We start from the raw sequence: 14,788 nt of genomic DNA on the forward strand, positions 1-14,788 counted from the left end.
GGGTCCACCCTGGCAGGGCGCGCGGGCCCCCCGGATCGGCAGAACGACGTATCTCAACCTCGCAGTCGCGTCAGTCAGCTCCACGACGATGCGGAAAGGACCGAATCGGCGGAATCCACCGTGCACAACGGACGACTAGGCTGCCGTCATGGCCAGCGAGATCGAGGAGGCACCGCTCGTCGGCCGGAGCGCCCTGGTGCGGCAGCTCACGGACACCCTGCGCCACGGCCCGGGGGCCCAGCCGGCCGGGGTCTTCGTGATCGGTGAGAGCGGTGTCGGCAAGACGCGGCTGCTGCGCGAGGCGGCGGCGCGGGCGCGGGCGGCGGGCGCCGCGGTGCTCGCCGGCGCCTGCCTGGACATCGGCGACGCCTCTCCGCTGCACCCGCTGCTGCAGGCGCTGCGCCGCTCCGACGAGGCCCGCGCGGGCTCGGACGCGGCCGCCCGGCTGCTGGAGGTGGTGCAGCGCGAGTCCGGCGGGCCGGACACGGCGGGCGCGCTGCTGGAGCAGGTGGCCCAGGGGCTGCACCGGCTCGCCGACGGCCGCCCGCTGGTGCTGGTCCTCGACGACCTGCAGTGGGTGGACCGCAGCACCCGCCAGCTGCTGCTGTATCTGCTGGCCGGCCTCGGCGGCGTGCAGCTGTCGGTGCTGGCCGCGGTGCGCGCCGAGGCGCTGCAGGGCGCGCACCCGCTGCGCCGGGTGCTGACCGAGCTGCGCCGGCTGCGGTCGGTGACCGTCGTCGACCTGGGCCCGCTCGACCGGGCGGGCACCGACGAGCTGGCCGCCGCCGTGGTGGGCCGCCCGCTCGGGCCGGGCGAGGCGGAGCAGGTGTGGGACCGCAGCGGCGGCAACCCGTTCGTCGTCGAGGAGCTGGCCCGCGACCTGCGCGACGGCCGGGCCGGCCCGTCGGACACGCTGCGCGAGATCTTCCTGTCCCGGGTCGACGCGCTGCCGGAGCACGCCCACGCGGTGCTGCACGCCGTGGCCGCCGGCGTCGAACCCGTCGAGCACGCGCTGCTGGCCCGGGTGGTGACGCTGCCGGAGGCGGAGCTCATCGACGCCGTGCGGGCGGCGGTGACGCACCGGTTCCTGGTCGGCGACGACGACGGCTACCGGCTGCGGCACCGGGTGGTCGCCGAGATCCTGGCCCACGAGCTGCTGCCGGTCGAGCGGGCCGCCCTGCACCGCCGGTACGCGGAGGCGGTGGCCGCCGCACCGTCCGCGATGGACCAGCAGCGGCTGGCGCACCACTGGGCCCGGGCGGGCGAGCCGGACCTGGCGCTGGCGGCGGCCGTCGCGGCGGCCCGCGAGGCGGAGCGGCTGCACGGCTGGGCGGAGGCGCACCGGCACTGGTCGGCGGCGCTGGAGCTGGGCCCGGCGGCCGACCCCGGGCGGCTCGGGCTGGACCGCCCCGAGCTGGTCCGGCGCGCCGCCGAGGCCGCCCACCGGTGCGGCGAGCACGCCCGGGCGCTGGCCCTGCTCGACGAGGTGACCGACGGCGAGCCGACCTGCGAGCAGCGGCTCAGCCGGGCCCGCTACCTGGCCGCGGCGGGCCGCAGCGCCCCGGCCGAGACCGAGTACGAGGCCGTCCTCGCCGCCACCTGCGACGCCGCCGAGCGCGCCGACGCCGCCGCCCGCCTCGCCGAGCTGCTGCTGCACCTCGGCCGGTACGCCGACGCGGGCGAGCGCGGCCGGGCCGCCCTGGCCCTGGCCGAGCCGCTGCCCGGCGCCACGTCCGCGCTGGTGCGCGCCAGCGCGGCGGTCGGGTTCAGCTCGGCGTTCGCCGACGACTCGGACGCGGGCCTGCGGGTGGTGCGCCAGGCGGTGGAGATCGCCGAGCGGGCGGGCGACCCGGACGACCTGGGGTGCGCGTACCTGCACCTGGCCGAGCTGATGACCGGCCCGCTGAACAAACTGGACGAGGGCGTCGTGGTGGCGCGCCGCGGCGCCGAGCGGATGGGCCGGCTGCCGGGCGGGCGGTCGTACCAGACGCGGCTGCTGGCCATCGCCGCGAACGGGCTGTTCCGGGCGGGCCTGTGGGCCGAGGCGGAGAAGGAGGTCGCGGCCGGGCTGCAGAACCGGCCGTCCGGGGCGGAGGCCGTCGAGCTGCTGCTGGCCCGCTGCCGGCTGTCCGTCGGGTACGGCGACGAGCAGGCCGCCGAGCGCGACCTGGAGGCGGTCGCCACGATCCTGGCCGGCGGCGGGGCCCGGCACGTGCTGCCGCTGCTGACCCTGCGCGCCGGGCTGGCGATGTGGCGCGGCCGGCACGACGAGGCCCGGCAGGCGGTGCGCCGCGGCCTGACCGAGACCCGCTCCGACGACCTGTTCCTGCTGGCGGTGCTGGCCTGGCACGGGCTGCGCGCCGAGGCGGAGGCGCACGCCGCCCGCGCCGCGGTGGACGCCGGGTCGGTGCGGCTGCTGACCGGGGTGGTCGACCGCGTGACCGCGCGCAACGCGGGCGCCGCCCGGCCCACCCGCGACGTGGTCGCCGGCTACCTCGACCTGGCCGTGGCCGAGCGCAGCCGGCTCGACGAGACGCGCGACCCGGGGCCGTGGGCGCGGCTGGCGGAGCTGTGGGACAGCCGGCACCACCCGTACCCGGCGGCGTACGCGCGGCTGCGGCAGGCGGAGGCGCTGTTCGCGCGGCGGCCGAAGTCCGCGCCGGGCACGGCCGCGCTGCGCTCGGCGTACGACGCGGCCCGGGCGCTGGGCGCGCAGCCGCTGGCCGCCGAGATCACGGCGCTGGCGGCCCGGGTGCGGGTGGCCGTGGGCGACGCGCCCGCCGTCGCCGAGCCGCCGCCCGACGGCCTGGCCGCGCTGACCGCCCGCGAGCGCGAGGTGCTGGAGGCGGTCGCGGAGGGCCTGACCAACCGCGAGATCGGCCAGCGGCTGTTCATCAGCGAGCGCACCGTCGGCGTGCACGTGTCGCACATCTTCGACAAGCTGCAGGTCCGCACCCGGGTGCAGGCGAGCCGGCTGCTGCTGCGCGGCCGCGACGGGCCTACGTAGGCGCGGATACGTCGTTCTACTGATGTCCGCCGCGGGGCGGGGTGCGAGGCTCTGCAGATCGGGGGCCGGCCCGCCCCGCGGCGCACGTCGCGAGGGCGGGCCGGACGGCCGTCGGGGGCGGCCGCCACACGGGGGATCACGGGCGTCGGCAGGGTGCACGCGGGGCGGAGGACATGATGGGGGAGCCGATCTGGGGGCCTGTCCAGCGGGACATGGCGGATCTGCTGTCCGTGCACCCGGCCGACGTACCGGCGGTGGTGGACCAGCTCACCAAGCTGCAGGACGTGCTGGAACGCCTGCCGCCGCTGTACGGCAGCAACCCGGTGGCCGACTTCAACCGGCTCTACACGGTGATCACCACGCAGGTGCTGGACCGGCTGTACGAGGGCGGCTTCGCCGACCCGGCGTTCCTGTCCCGGCTGGACGTCGAGTTCGCCGAGCGCTACTTCGACGCGCTGCGGCTGTACAGCGACGGCAACCCGGCCACCCCGCAGGTGTGGGCGATCATGTTCCGCCGCTGCGCCGACGGGTTCGACCCGCGCCCGCTGCCGTCCGCGGCCGCCGGGGTCAACGCGCACATCAACTTCGACCTGCCGTTCGCGCTGGTGACGACGTTCGCGCACCTGGAGACCGACCCGGTCGACGGCGGCGACCAGCACGCCGACTACCTGCAGATCAACGAGATCTTCGCCGAGTCGATCCCCAGCCTGCGCCGCGGCTACCTGGAGAAGTGGCAGCTGCTCGTCGACACGATGAACGGCGACTTCGACGACTTCTGCCAGAACGAGCTGGTCGAGTACACCCGGGACGTGGCGTGGCGCAACGCGCAGAAGCTGTGGGCGATCCGGCACGACGCCGACCGCCTACTCGCCGAGCGCCGCCGCCTGGACCGCACGGCGACGGGCATCGGCAAGCTGCTGCTGTCGCCGTTCGCGTCGTTCCTGCAGTAGGCGTCAGCCCACCCGCACCAGCCGCGCCACGGTGGCGGCGCCGTCCTCGGCGCCCGCCACGCCGACCTGCGCGCCGGTGGTGATCGCGGTGCGCTCGGCGGCCTTGCCGTCCTGGCGCACGCGCAGCTTGCCGCCGAACGTCCAGGTGAGGGTGAAGCCGTCGGCCGACTTCACGGTGAGCCCGGCGGCGTCGACGGCGGTGACCTCGCCGCGCTGGGCGACGACGGTGCGCGGGCCGTTCTTCGTCTGCACCGTCAGCTCGCCGTGCAGGGTATTCTTCCGCAGCAGCCGGCGTGCCTTGCCGGGCTTGCCGGCCCGGTCGGCGCCGAGCTCGTCGAGGACCTGGGTCTCGGCGACGAGGTCGACGGGCTCGGCGGCGGTGGGCGCGGGTGCGGGCGCGGCGCAGGCGGGCAGGGCGAGGGCCAGGGCGGCCGCGGGGATCAGCAGGGTGCGAGTCATGGCGGTGAGCCTGCCGGGTGGCTGCGCGGGCGCCGTCAGGGTGATGTTCGGGTTGCGTAAGGCAGCGTGACGGTGAACCTCGCCCCGCCCTCGGGTGCGTGCCCGGCCTCGATGGCGCCGCCGAGCCGGGTCACCAGGCGGGCGGCCAGCGCCAGGCCGAGCCCGGAGCCGACCGGCCGGATGCCCCGGTAGCGCTGGTGCAGGGCGCCCCGGTCGAACGCGACGGCCAGGTCGTCGTCGGTGAACCCGGGCCCGCCGTCGCGCACCTCGATGACCCCGCCGCCCGGCTCGCCGCGCACCGCGAGCACGAGCGGGGCACCGGGCGGGACGACGCGCAGGGCGTTCTCGCACAGCCCGTCGACGACCTGCCGGACGCGGCCGGGGTCGGTGCTGACCGGCACGGGGCCGTCGGGCCGCTCGACGCGCAGCTCGAGGCCGTCGGCGGCGCACCGGGGCCGCCACGCGTCGGCTGCGCCGTCGGCCAGGTCGGCCAGGTCGACGCTCAGCACCTCGACGGGCAGGTCGGCGGCCTCCAGCCGGGCCAGGACGAGCAGGTCGGCGACGAGCCGGTCGAGCCGCTGCGCCTCGCCGAGCATGGTGCTGCCGGCCTTCGGGGCGCCGTCGGGGCCGACGACGCCGTCGGCGAGGGCCTCGGCGTACCCGCGGATGGTGGACAGCGGGGTGCGCAGCTCGTGCGAGACGGACAGCAGGAACTCCCGCTCGCGGTTCTCGCTGGTGGCGAGCGCGGCGGCGAGCCGGTTGAACGCCCCGGCCAGCTCGGCGACCTCGGTGGGCGGCTGCTCGGCGAGCCGCACGGTCCGGTCGCCGGCGGACAGCCGGCCGGCGGCGGCCGCGGCCTCGCGGATCGGCCGGGCGATGCGGCGGGCCAGCAGGAACCCGGCGAGCAGGCCGGCGGCCAGCCCGGCGGCCAGCGCCAGGCCGAGGGTGCCGGCGATCTCCCGGCCCGCCCCGGTCGCGGCCGGCCGGGTGAGCACCACGCCGTTGGCGGCGCCGGGCAGCGGCCGGCCGGCGACGAGCGTGGCCCGGCCGTTGACGACCGCCCGGGTGTCGACCTCGCGGCCCTGCGCGACCTGCTCGACGACGCGGGGCGGCAGCCCGGCCCGGTCGGCCTCGCCGCGCCGGATGAGGTAGACGGCGATGTCCTGCCGCTGGAGCCGCCGCACGATGTTCTGCCGCTGGGCGGGCCGCGCGGCGCCGAGGACCTCGGTGGCCAGGGCCGCCTTCTCGTCCAGGCCGGCGCGGGCCTGGTCGCCCGCGGCGCGGACGGCGACGGGGAACGCCACGAGCGCCGTGACGATCACCGCGACGACGGCGGTGGCGCAGGTGACCAGCACGGTGCGGCCCGTGAGGGTCCGGGCGGCGTCACGCATCGGCGGTGTAACCGACGCCGCGCACGGTGCGGATGAGCGCGGCGGCGTCGCCCAGCTTGGCGCGCACCTGGGCGACGTGCACGTCGACGGTGCGGGTGCCGGCGACCGACGCGTACCCCCAGACGGCGGCGAGCAGCTCCTCCCGGGTGAACACCCGCCCCGGGCGGGCGAGCAGGTGCCCGAGCAGGTCGAACTCGGTGGCGGTGAGCGCCAGGGGCGCCCCGGACAGGGTGACCCGCCGCCGGGCCGGGTCGAGCTGCACCGGTCCCAGCTCGCGCACCCGGTCGCCGTCCGGTGGGCCCGCGGTGCGCCGCAGCACCGCCTTGACCCGGGCCACCAGCTCGCGCGGGCTGAACGGCTTGGTCAGGTAGTCGTCGGCGCCCAGCTCCAGCCCGAGCACCCGGTCGATCTCGTCGTCGCGGGCGGTGAGGAACAGCACCGGCGTCCAGTCGCCGTCGGCCCGCAGCCGCCGGCACACCTCGGTGCCGTCGAGGCCGGGCAGGGCGATGTCCAGCACGCAGGCGACGGGCCGCAGCCGGCGCGCGGCGGCGAGCCCGGCGGCCCCGTCGTGCTCGGTGTGCACCCCGAACCCGTCCCGGCTCAGGTACAGCCGGACCAGGTCGGCGATGGGCCGCTCGTCCTCCACGACGAGCACGAGGCCTTTCCCGGGCGCCTGTTCCACGCGCCCATCATGCCGCGCGGGCGCCCGGGAACGGCCCGCCTTCGTGTTCGGGTCAGGTACGGATTCAGTGGCAGTACGCCTTGATGTAGACCGGCCAGTGGTGGTCGTAGGTGACCGGCCCGTCGTCCCAGTTGACGTCGAGCTGCACCCGGGCGGTGTACTCGGAGGCGAGCAGCCGCTGGGTGCCGGTCGCGGTGGCGCCGGCGTCGACGCGCTGCGGCAGCGCGACGAGCGGGCGGCCGGGCGGGTCGACCCGGACGTTGCCGATCGTGCCCGCCACGTCGGTGAGGTTGCGGACGGTCCAGGTGATCACCCATTCCCGGGTGTCGTGGTCACAGGCGGCGACGCCGCGGATGTCGACCCCGTGCCCGGCCGCCGTGCCGGCCGCGGCGGCGGGGGTGGCGAGGCCGAGCACGAGCGCGCCGGCGAGGGCGAATGTCGTGAGTGGACGCATGCCCTCATGGGTAGTGCAGCCCGGCGCCGCCCCGGAAGCGTTGTCGCAGGAAGTTTCCGCACCCGAAACGATTGTTCACACAGCCCGTGAGCAGGGTCACCGTCGCGCGGCGGCGCTGCTCTAGCCGCCCGCCAGGCCGCTGCGGTAGGCGAACACGACCGCCTGCACGCGGGTGCGCAGGCCGAGCTTCATCAGCACCCGGGACAGGTGGGTCTTCACCGTGGCCTCGCCCAGGTAGAGCCGGGCGGCGATCTCGGCGTTGGTCAGGCCCTCGGCGAGCATCCGCAGCACGTCGCGCTCGCGCGGGGTGAGCCCGGCAAGCAGTGCCGCGTCGGCGGCCGCGGCGGGCGCCGACGGTGACGGGGCCGCCGCGAACGCCGCGATGACGCGCAGGGTGACGGCGGGGTCGAGCAGGCCGTGGCCCGCGGCGACCGTGCGCACCGCCTCGATCAGCTGCTCGGGCGGGCTGACCTTGAGCAGGAAGCCGCTCACCCCGGCGCGCAGGGCCGCCGCCACGTGCTCGTCCTCGTCGAAGGTGGTCAGCACGATCACCTTCACCTCTGGGTGGGCCGCCAGCACCCGGCGGGCCGCCTCGATGCCGTCGACCTGGGGCATCCGGACGTCCATCAGCACGACGTCGGGCCGCGCGGAGGTCACCAGGTCGACCGCGCCCGCGCCGTCGGCGGCCTCGCCGACGACCTCGATGCCGGGCTCGCCGCTGAGCACCATGCGCAGGCCGACGCGGATCATCGCCTCGTCGTCGACGAGGGCCACCCGGATCACGGGCGGCCCATCGGGAAGACGGCGCGCACGGCGAACCCGCCGCCGGGCTCGGGGCCGGCGGCCAGGGTGCCGCGGAACAGCCCGACGCGCTCGCGCATGCCGACGAGCCCGTGCCCGCCCGCGCCGGCGGCCGCGGCGGGGGCGGCGGCGCCCGGCTCGTTGACGACGGTGAGCGCCACCTTCTCCGGCGAGTACGCGATCGAGACCGAAGTGGGCGCGGGCCCGGCGTGCCGGAGCACGTTGGTCAGGGCCTCCTGGAGCACCCGGTACGCCGACGCGTCCAGCAGCCGCGGCACCTCGGGGCGCTCGCCCTCGACGCGGAGCGTGACCGGCAGCCCGGCGGCCCCGACCTCGTCGAGCAGGGCGGGCGCCCGTACCAGCGACGGCTCGGGCGCGGGCGGCCCGGCGGCCGCGGTGTCGCGCAGGATGCCGACGAGGCCGCGCATCTCCTCGACGGACCGGCGGCCGAGCTGCTCCAGGTTGCGCACGATCTCGGCCTGGGCCGGGTCGGCGAGCTGCCGGCGCAGGCCGCCGAGCTGCAGGGTGATGACGCTGACGGAATGCGCGACGGCGTCGTGCACCTCCCGGGCGATGCGGGTGCGCTCGCCGACGACGGCGGCGTGGGCGCTGCGCTCGCGCTCGGCGTCGAGCGCGGCGGCGAGCCGGGTCAGCTCGGCGGCGCGCTCGCCGTTGACCCGGCTGAGCACGCCGAGCAGGAAGCCGGGCAGCAGGATGACCGGCTGGAAGATCGTCTCCCAGACGCCGAGCCCGGCCAGCAGCGAGGTCGCGACGGCGGCGGCGACGGCCGCGGCGAGGGCGGCCAGCGAGCGGCGCAGCGGCAGGCGCCAGCCCACCCAGGCGACCACGCCGATGAACCCGATGAGCCCGGCGCCGCCGATGTCGGGCGCGCCCAGCACCAGCGCGAGCGGGAAGCACGCGACGGCGGCCAGCGTGCCGGCCAGCGGCCACCGGGCGGCCAGCGCGACGCCCGCGCCGAGCAGCACGCCCGGCCCCCACACGGCGGCCGCGCCGGGCCGGAACGCGGGCTCCAGGTACGCCTCGGCGACCGCCAGCAGCCCCACGACCGGCCCGAGGACCAGGGGGATCCAGCGCGCGTCGCGGCGCGGAGTGCTCGTCACCAGCGGATCGTATGCGCGCCCGGCGGCCCGCCGGGTCCGTCGTTCGACGGACCCCCGTCCGGCGGAGGCGCGGGCCGGAACCGGTGCGTTCCGGCGGACGCGGCGGCCGGGGCGAGGGCGGCAGTGTTTCCGGCGACGGACGAACACTCGGAAGGAACCGCCGTGACCACCGCGCTCGACCAGCCCACCACCACCGATGCCGCCGACCCGACGCGGCGCACCGCCCGCACCCTGACCGTCCTCGCCGGCGGCGCGCTCGTCGCCGGGCCGCTGCTCTACCTCGGCGGCATGCTGACCGCGCCGCAGCAGGCGTCCGACGGCACGGCCGACTACGTCGCCTCGCTGGCCCGTGACACCACGCTGACCGAGGTGTCCGGCATCCTGCTGCACTACGCCAACCTGCTGACCGGCGCGGGGCTGTTCGTGCTCCCGCTGCTGGTCCGCGGGGTCCGGGGGCGCCTGCTCACCCTCGCCGGGACGCTGCTCGCGGCGCTGACCATGCTCAACATCTCGGGCAGCGTGAAGGACGACTGGTGGCGCATGGTGATCGGGCAGCAGCTGCCGCTGGACGTGGCGGTGCGGATCTCCGACACCGTCGACGCCAGCACGCTGCTGGGCCTGTGGCGCGGCACCGACGCGCTCGGCTTCCTCGGCCTGCTGCTGCTCTACCTGGGCCTGGCCCGCGCGGGCGTGCTCGGCTGGTGGGCCCCGGCGGTGTACGTGCTGGCCGCGGTCGCGATGGTGGCCGTGCCGTTCAGCTGGGGCGTGGTGGCGGGGCTGCCGTTCGCGCTGCTGTTCGCGCCGCTGGCGGTGGCCGGGGTGCGGGCGGTCCGGCGCGGCCGGCTGTGACCCGGCGCGGCGCGGCGGCCCCGGGTGGGCCGCCGCGCCGGCGTCACGGTCGCGGCACGCCGTTGGCGGCGATGACCTCGCGGTACCAGCGGGCGCTGTCCTTCGCGGTGCGCCGCTGGGTGGCGTAGTCGACGTGCACGAGCCCGAAGCGCTGCGCGTACCCGAACGCCCACTCGAAGTTGTCGAGCAGCGACCAGACGAAGTAGCCGCGCAGGTCGACGCCCCGGCCGATCGCCGCGTGCGCGGCCGCCAGGTGCCGGTGCAGGTAGTCGACGCGCTCGGGGTCCGCGACCCGGCCGCCGTCGACCGCGTCGGGGTACGCGGCGCCGTTCTCGGTGACGAACAGCGGCAGCGGCCCGTAGTCGCGGGTGATCCGCACCAGCATGTCGGTCAGCCCGGTCGGGTCGACGGGCCAGCCCATGCCGGTGACCGGCCCGGGCACGGGGTGGAAGGCGACGGTCCCGCCGGTCGGGTACGGGCGCTCCGGCCCGGCCCCGGCGCCGACCAGGTCGGGCTGGTAGTAGTTCACGCCGAGGGCGTCGAGCGGCTGGGCGATGGTGGCGAGGTCGCCGTCGCGCACGAAGGACCAGTCGGTCCACGGGGCGGTGTCGGCCTGCACGTCGGCGGGGTACGCGGCGCGCAGCAGCGGGTCGAGGAACAGCCGGTTGAGCAGCCCGTCGATGCGCCGGGCGGCGTCGCGGTCGGCGGCCGACGCGGTGACCGGGCGGACGGTGCCCGCGTTGACGGCCACCCCCACCCGGGCGGCGGGGTGCGCGCGGCGCAGCGCCTGGGCGGCCAGCCCGTGGGCGAGCAGCAGGTGGTGGGTGGCGCGCAGGGCGTCGGCGTACGAGGCGCCGCCCGGGGCGTGCACGCCGGCGCCGTAGCCGAGGAACGCCGAGCACCACGGCTCGTTGAGGGTGTTCCACAGCTGCACCCGGTCGCCGAGGCGGGCACCGGCGGCGGCCGCGTACTCGGCGAAGCAGGCGGCGGTGTCGCGGTGCCGCCAGCCGCCGCGGTCCTCCAGCTCCTGCGGCAGGTCCCAGTGGTAGAGGGTGGCGACGGGGCGGATGCCGGCCGCGCACAGCGCGTCGACGAGCCGGTCGTAGAAGTCGAGCCCGCGCGCGTTGAGCCCGCCGCCGGCGGCGCGCACGCGCGGCCAGGCGACGGAGAACCGGTACGCCCCGAGGCCGAGCGAGCGCATGAGGGCCACGTCGCCGGGCCACCGGCGGTAGTGGTCGGCGGCGTGCGCCCCGGTGTCGCCGCCGGCCACCGCGCCCGGCGTGGCCGCGAACGTGTCCCAGATGGACGGGGTGCGCCCGTCGGCGTCGACGGACCCCTCGATCTGGTACGCGGCGGTGGCGGCGCCCCACCAGAAGCCGGGCGGGAAGCGCAGGGTGGTGGTCTCGGGTGCGGCGAGCGTGCTCATCCATGCTCCACGGGGTCGGGCCGGTACGGGATGGAGAGCGCTCTCCAAGAGGCGTCCACGGTCCCGCCCGGACGTCGGCCGTGTCAACCCCGGATTCCCGTTATCGCCGCCGCCTCGTCCCGGTTCGTCCGGGTGTCGGCGATCCCGGAACCGGCCGGGGCGATCGACATCCTTGACAGCCCGGAAACACGAGGGCAACACTGCGGCCACATGGAGAGCGCTCTCCATCCGCCGTCTCCCCTCCCCCAGGAGCTGCCGTGCCTCCCACCCGCCGCCGCCGGTGGCGCCGCCTCGCGCCGCTGGCCGTCCTCGCGCTCGCCGCCTCCTACCTCGGCGTCTCCGCCGTCACCGCGAACGCCGCCGACGCCCTGCTGTCCCAGGGCCGGCCCGTCACCGCGTCCTCCTCCCAGGCCGCCGACACCACCCCCGAGCGCGCCGTCGACGGCGACACCGGCACCCGCTGGTCGTCGGAGTGGTCCGACCCGCAGTGGCTGCGCGTCGACCTGGGCGCCACCGCGACCGTCTCGCAGGTCGTGCTGCGCTGGGAGGGGGCGTACGCGTCCGCGTACCGGATCGAGACCTCCGCCGACGGGACCGCCTGGACGGCCGTCCACAGCACCACGACCGGCCGCGGCGGCACCGAGACCGTGCCCGTCTCCGGCACCGGCCGCTACGTGCGCCTCGTCGGCACCGCCCGGGCCACCGGCTACGGCTACTCGCTGTACGAGTTCCAGGTGTACGGCAGCGCCGCCCCCGCCGCGTGCGGGGACAACGCCGCCCGCGGCCGGCCCGCCACCGCGTCGTCGTCCGAGGGCGCCGACGTCGGGCCCGGCCGGGCCGTCGACGGCGACCCCGGCACCCGCTGGTCGAGCGCGTTCAGCGACCCGCAGTGGCTGCGCGTCGACCTCGGCAGCGTGCAACGCGTCTGCCAGGTGGTGCTCACGTGGGAGGGCGCGTACGGCACCGCGTACCGGATCGAGATCTCCGCCGACGGCGCCACCTGGACCCCCGTGCACTCGACCACGACCGGCCGCGGCGGCACCGAGACCATCCCGGTGACGGGCAGCGGCCGCTACGTGCGGCTGCACGGCACCGCCCGCGCCACCGGGTACGGCTACTCGCTGTGGGAGTTCGCGGTGCACACCACCGGCGGCCCGACGACCCCGGCGCCGACCGACCCGGTCCCGGGCGACTGGCAGACCGTCTGGTCCGACGACTTCACCGGCTCCGCCCTGGACGCCGGCAGCTGGCTCACCCGCACCGGCACCCAGTACCCCGGCGGCGCCGCGAACTGGGGCACCGGCTCCGTCGAGACCGCCACCGCCGGCAACGTGGCGGTCGGCGGCGGCCGGCTCACCATCACCGCCAACCGGTCCGGCACCGCCTGGACGTCCGGCCGGATCGAGACCCAGCGCGCCGACTTCGCCCCGCAGCCCGGCCAGCTGCTCAAGTTCAGCGCCGTGCTCCAGCAGCCCGCCGTCGCCAACGGCCTCGGCTACTGGCCCGGCTTCCGGGCCACCGGCGCCGCGTTCCGCGACGGGTTCATCGGCTTCCCCGGCTTCGGCGAGACCGACATCATGACCGACGTCAACGGCCGCGGCCAGCTCTCCCAGACCCTGCACTGCGGCACCGCGCCCGACGGCGTCTGCAACGAGTACACCGGCCGCTCCAGCGGGCTCGCCTCCTGCGCCGGCTGCACGACCGGCTTCCACGAGTACGCCCAGGTCATCGACCGCACCAAGACAGACGAGGAGATCCGGTTCTACCTGGACGGCCGGCAGACCTGGGTGGTGCGGCAGTCGCAGGTCGGCGTGGCCGCCTGGCGGGCCGCCGTCCACCACGGCTTCTACCTGCGCCTCGACCTGGCCATCGGCGGCTCGCTGCCGAACGCCGTCGCGGGACGCACCACCCCCACGCCGGACACCACGCCGGGCGGCAAGCTCGTCGTCGACTCCGTGACGGTCGCCCGCGCCACCGGCGCCACCGCGCCCGCCATGACCGACCCGCCGGTCCCGGCCGGGCCCAGCACCGTGCGGGTCACCGGCTCGCAGGGCGACTGGCGGCTCACCGTGGACGGCGCGCCCTGGGAGATCAAGGGCATCACGTACGGGCCGCCGCAGGCCGCCGCCGACGGGTACATGCGCGACCTGAAGGCCATGGGCGTCAACACGATCCGCACCTGGGGCGTCGACGACACCCACACCCCGGCGCTGCTCGACGCGGCCGCCCGGCACGGCATCAAGGTCATCGTCGGGCACTGGCTGAACCAGGGCGCCGACTACGTCGGCGACACCGCCTACAAGAACGCCGCCAAGGCGGAGATCGTCGCCCGGGTCAACGCGCTCAAGGGCCGCGCGGGCGTGCTGATGTGGGACGTCGGCAACGAGGTCATCCTCACCATGCAGGACCACGGGCTGGCCGCCGACGTCGTCGAGGCGCGCCGGGTCGCGTACGCGAGGTTCGTCAACGAGGTCGCCCTGGCCGTCCAGGCGGCCGACCCGAACCACCCGGTCACCTCGACCGACGCGTACACCCACGCCTGGACCTACTACAAGGCCCACTCCCCCGCGCTGGACCTGCTCGCGGTCAACTCCTACGGCGCCATCGACACCGTCAAGCGTGACTGGATCGCCGGCGGCCACACCAAGCCGTACGTGCTCACCGAGGGCGGACCGGCCGGCGAGTGGGAGGTGCCGAACGACGTCAACGGCGTCCCCGACGAGCCGACCGACGTCGCCAAGCGCGACGGCTACACGCACAGCTGGAACGCCATCAAGGGCCACCCGGGGGTCGCGCTCGGCGCCACCGAGTTCCACTACGGACTGGAGAACGACTTCGGCGGCGTCTGGCTCAACACCACACCCGGCGGCTGGCGGCGGCTCGGCTACCACGCCCTGCGGCAGGCGTACACCGGGCAGGCCGCCCCCAACACGCCGCCGGTCATCACCGCCATGACCGTCGGCGACCGCACCGCCGTGCCGGCCGGCGGCACGTTCACCGTGGACGTCGCCGTCACCGACCCGCAGAACGACCTCGTCCGCTACAACCTGATGGCGAGCGACAAGCACATCACCGGCAACCGCGGCTTCACGAACCTGCGCTTCACCGACCACGGCGGCGGCCGGTTCACCGTCACCGCCCCCGAGACGCTCGGCGTCTGGAAGGTCTACGTGTACGCCTTCGACGGCCACGGCAACGTGGGCATCGAACAGCGCTCGTTCCGGGTCGTGCCGCCCACCGTCCCGGGCACGAACCTGGCGCGGGGCAGGCCGGTGACCGCATCGTCGCACCAGCCCACCGGCACCAACGGCCCGCAACTGCCGGCGTACGCCGTCGACGGCGACCACGCCACCCGGTGGGCCAGCGAGTGGGCCGACACGGCATGGCTGCAGGTCGACCTGGGCTCGGTGCAGACCTTCGACCGGGTGCAGCTGGCGTGGGAGGCGGCGTACGCGACCGCGTACCGCGTCGAGGCGTCCGACGACGGCGTCACCTGGCGGCAGCTCGCCGCCACCACCTCCGGCGACGGCGGGTTCGACCTGCTCACCGTCGCCGGCAGCGGCCGCCACGTGCGGGTCACCGGCACCGGCCGCGCCACCGCGTACGGCTACTCGCTGTGGGAGTTCGGCGTCTACCGCTGACGCCCGG

General features: G+C 76.5%; 11 protein-coding genes. 4 read left to right on the top strand and 7 right to left on the bottom strand.

The window, feature by feature from the left end; genetic code table 11:
- Window positions 1–148 precede the first annotated feature (148 nt).
- Complete coding sequence (locus tag Sya03_RS23540) at window positions 149–3,007, top strand: helix-turn-helix transcriptional regulator (protein ID WP_203940549.1); 2,859 nt, start codon at window positions 149–151, stop codon at window positions 3,005–3,007.
- Window positions 3,008–3,183: 176 nt separating this feature from the next.
- Window positions 3,184–3,957 carry a DUF5995 family protein gene (locus Sya03_RS23545; RefSeq protein WP_203940550.1) on the top strand — a complete coding sequence of 258 codons (774 nt, stop codon included), beginning with the start codon at window positions 3,184–3,186 and terminating at the stop codon, window positions 3,955–3,957.
- A 3-nt stretch (window positions 3,958–3,960) separates the two neighbouring features.
- Here Sya03_RS23545 and Sya03_RS23550 read toward each other — a convergent pair whose 3' ends face one another.
- The 6 genes from Sya03_RS23550 to Sya03_RS23575 form a co-directional block, all read right to left on the bottom strand.
- Window positions 3,961–4,416: a hypothetical protein gene (locus tag Sya03_RS23550; RefSeq protein ID WP_203940551.1), complete on the bottom strand. Its 456-nt coding sequence runs from the start codon at window positions 4,414–4,416 to the stop codon at window positions 3,961–3,963.
- A gap of 35 nt (window positions 4,417–4,451) precedes the next feature.
- The gene (locus tag Sya03_RS23555) at window positions 4,452–5,807 is read right to left on the bottom strand and encodes a HAMP domain-containing sensor histidine kinase (protein ID WP_203940552.1); all 1,356 of its coding nucleotides are present in this window, start codon (window positions 5,805–5,807) and stop codon (window positions 4,452–4,454) included.
- On the bottom strand, window positions 5,800–6,489 hold the full coding sequence (locus Sya03_RS23560; protein ID WP_203940553.1) for a response regulator transcription factor: 690 nt from the start codon (window positions 6,487–6,489) through the stop codon (window positions 5,800–5,802). Before Sya03_RS23560 ends, Sya03_RS23555 begins: the two co-directional genes overlap by 8 nt.
- 64 nt (window positions 6,490–6,553) lie before the next feature.
- The gene (locus Sya03_RS23565; RefSeq protein ID WP_203940554.1) at window positions 6,554–6,943 is read right to left on the bottom strand and encodes a hypothetical protein; all 390 of its coding nucleotides are present in this window, start codon (window positions 6,941–6,943) and stop codon (window positions 6,554–6,556) included.
- A 120-nt stretch (window positions 6,944–7,063) separates the two neighbouring features.
- A complete protein-coding gene (locus tag Sya03_RS23570) occupies window positions 7,064–7,726 on the bottom strand; it encodes a response regulator (RefSeq protein WP_203940555.1) in 663 nt (220 codons plus the stop codon).
- Window positions 7,723–8,865 carry a sensor histidine kinase gene (locus tag Sya03_RS23575; protein ID WP_203940556.1) on the bottom strand — a complete coding sequence of 381 codons (1,143 nt, stop codon included), beginning with the start codon at window positions 8,863–8,865 and terminating at the stop codon, window positions 7,723–7,725. Before Sya03_RS23575 ends, Sya03_RS23570 begins: the two co-directional genes overlap by 4 nt.
- A gap of 162 nt (window positions 8,866–9,027) precedes the next feature.
- Here Sya03_RS23575 and Sya03_RS23580 point away from each other — a divergent pair, with 162 nt between their 5' ends.
- On the top strand, window positions 9,028–9,714 hold the full coding sequence (locus tag Sya03_RS23580) for a hypothetical protein (RefSeq protein ID WP_203940557.1): 687 nt from the start codon (window positions 9,028–9,030) through the stop codon (window positions 9,712–9,714).
- 43 nt (window positions 9,715–9,757) lie between these two features.
- Here the strand turns inward: Sya03_RS23580 and Sya03_RS23585 are convergent, their stop codons facing one another.
- Window positions 9,758–11,140 carry a GH1 family beta-glucosidase gene (locus Sya03_RS23585; RefSeq protein ID WP_203940558.1) on the bottom strand — a complete coding sequence of 461 codons (1,383 nt, stop codon included), beginning with the start codon at window positions 11,138–11,140 and terminating at the stop codon, window positions 9,758–9,760.
- Between the two features lie 257 nt (window positions 11,141–11,397).
- On the opposite strand from Sya03_RS23585, the gene Sya03_RS23590 reads away from it, so the two are divergent.
- On the top strand, window positions 11,398–14,781 hold the full coding sequence (locus tag Sya03_RS23590) for a discoidin domain-containing protein (protein WP_203940559.1): 3,384 nt from the start codon (window positions 11,398–11,400) through the stop codon (window positions 14,779–14,781).
- The last annotated feature ends 7 nt before the right edge of the window (window positions 14,782–14,788 follow it).

Origin of the sequence: Spirilliplanes yamanashiensis, from assembly GCF_016863475.1 — a bacterium.
Lineage (GTDB): Bacteria > Actinomycetota > Actinomycetes > Mycobacteriales > Micromonosporaceae > Spirilliplanes > Spirilliplanes yamanashiensis.

What these genes read in the sequence shown, in the direction of transcription:
- Sya03_RS23565 (WP_203940554.1), bottom strand. Translation starts at nt 6,943, where the DNA reads ATGCGTCCACTCACGACATTCGCCCTCGCCGGCGCGCTCGTGCTCGGC.
- Sya03_RS23585 (WP_203940558.1), bottom strand. Translation starts at nt 11,140, where the DNA reads ATGAGCACGCTCGCCGCACCCGAGACCACCACCCTGCGCTTCCCGCCC.
- Sya03_RS23545 (WP_203940550.1), top strand. Translation starts at nt 3,184, where the DNA reads ATGGGGGAGCCGATCTGGGGGCCTGTCCAGCGGGACATGGCGGATCTG.
- Sya03_RS23540 (WP_203940549.1), top strand. Translation starts at nt 149, where the DNA reads ATGGCCAGCGAGATCGAGGAGGCACCGCTCGTCGGCCGGAGCGCCCTG.
- Sya03_RS23550 (WP_203940551.1), bottom strand. Translation starts at nt 4,416, where the DNA reads ATGACTCGCACCCTGCTGATCCCCGCGGCCGCCCTGGCCCTCGCCCTG.
- Sya03_RS23555 (WP_203940552.1), bottom strand. Translation starts at nt 5,807, where the DNA reads ATGCGTGACGCCGCCCGGACCCTCACGGGCCGCACCGTGCTGGTCACC.